The 1305-nt window shown below is 61.4% G+C and carries 1 protein-coding gene; it reads right to left on the reverse strand.

Annotated features, from left to right (window positions below; all coding sequences use genetic code 11):
* The coding region (locus tag H977_RS34145) for a condensation domain-containing protein (RefSeq protein ID WP_036477615.1) at positions 1-1305 on the reverse strand (1305 nt) is incomplete at both ends.

Consider the following 1305-nt stretch of genomic DNA (forward strand, 5'->3'; position numbering starts at 1 on the left):
TGCACCCGGGTCGCGCGCCACCTGCTCGGCGAACATCACCGGAATCGACACGCCGGCCACCGATTCGGACATCACTCCCCGGTTGCCCCACCCGTCGAGGCGAACGTGGTCAGCGGGCTCCAGCACATCCAGCGTCGACAACAACCGCCCTGGATCAGCAACCACCGAGTCCAACACTCGCTGCAACCGCCCGATCAACACGTCGATACTGGCCGCATCGAACACATCAGTACGGAACTCCACCGTTCCACCGATCCCCGCCGGCTCACCAGTCTCGTTGAAGCGCTCGCCCAGGTACATCGCCAAATCCATCCGGGCGCTGTGGGCCTCCACCGGTAGCGACGCGACCTGCAGATCACCCAAGCCAGTCCTGCCGGCGGGGCCATTGTCCTGTCCTGCGAAGTTCTGCCAGGCCAGCATGACCTGTACCAGCGGGTGATGGGCCAGCGATCGGGTCGGATTCAGCCGATCCACCAACACCTCAAACGGCACATCCTGATGCTCCAACGCCGCCAAGGTGCGCTGACGCACCCGAGCCAAAAGCTCAGTCACGGTTGGGTCGTCAGCGAGGTCGACTCGCATCACCAACGTGTTGACGAAAAATCCGACCAGATCATTCAATGCAGGATCATTGCGCCCGGCGGCCGGGAAGCCCACGACCACATCAGAACTCGTGCACAGTTTGGACAGCAGTACCGTCAACGCAGCCTGCACAACCATAAAGCTGGTGGCGTTCTGTTCGTGAGCGATCTTCCGGACCTGCTGCTGCAACTCAGCTGGCCAGTCGACCTCCACACTGGCGCCGCGATAATCGGCTGCGAGCGGATACGGCCGATCCGTGGGTAACTCCAGCCGTTCGGGAAGTCCGGCCAGTGCCTTCTCCCAATACGCCAATTGAGCCGTGATCAGACTGTCAGGGTCAGACTCCAACCCCACACCATTCTGTTGCCAGAGTGTGTAATCGGCATATTGCACAGGTAGCGGTGCCCACTCCGGCGCACATCCGGTAGACCGGCTGGCATACGCCAACTGCAGATCTGTCAGCAGAGGCGCTACCGACCAACCATCCGCAGCGATATGATGCAGCACTCCGGCCAGCACGTACTCAACCTCAGCGATGCGGAAAAGCCTTGCTTGTAAAGGTATCTCAGCAGACAGATCAAACGCGTAGCCGGCAACTTCCCCGATGGCCTCGTCCAGTCGGTCCCGCGGCCAGTTTGTGGCATCGAGGACCTGCCAACCGAAGTCGGCCTGCTCTACAGGCCTGATGACCTGCTCTGGTACCCCGTCAACCGACCTGAACAC

Source organism: Mycobacterium sp. URHD0025 (assembly GCF_000426065.1).
In the GTDB taxonomy this organism is placed as follows: domain Bacteria; phylum Actinomycetota; class Actinomycetes; order Mycobacteriales; family Mycobacteriaceae; genus Mycobacterium.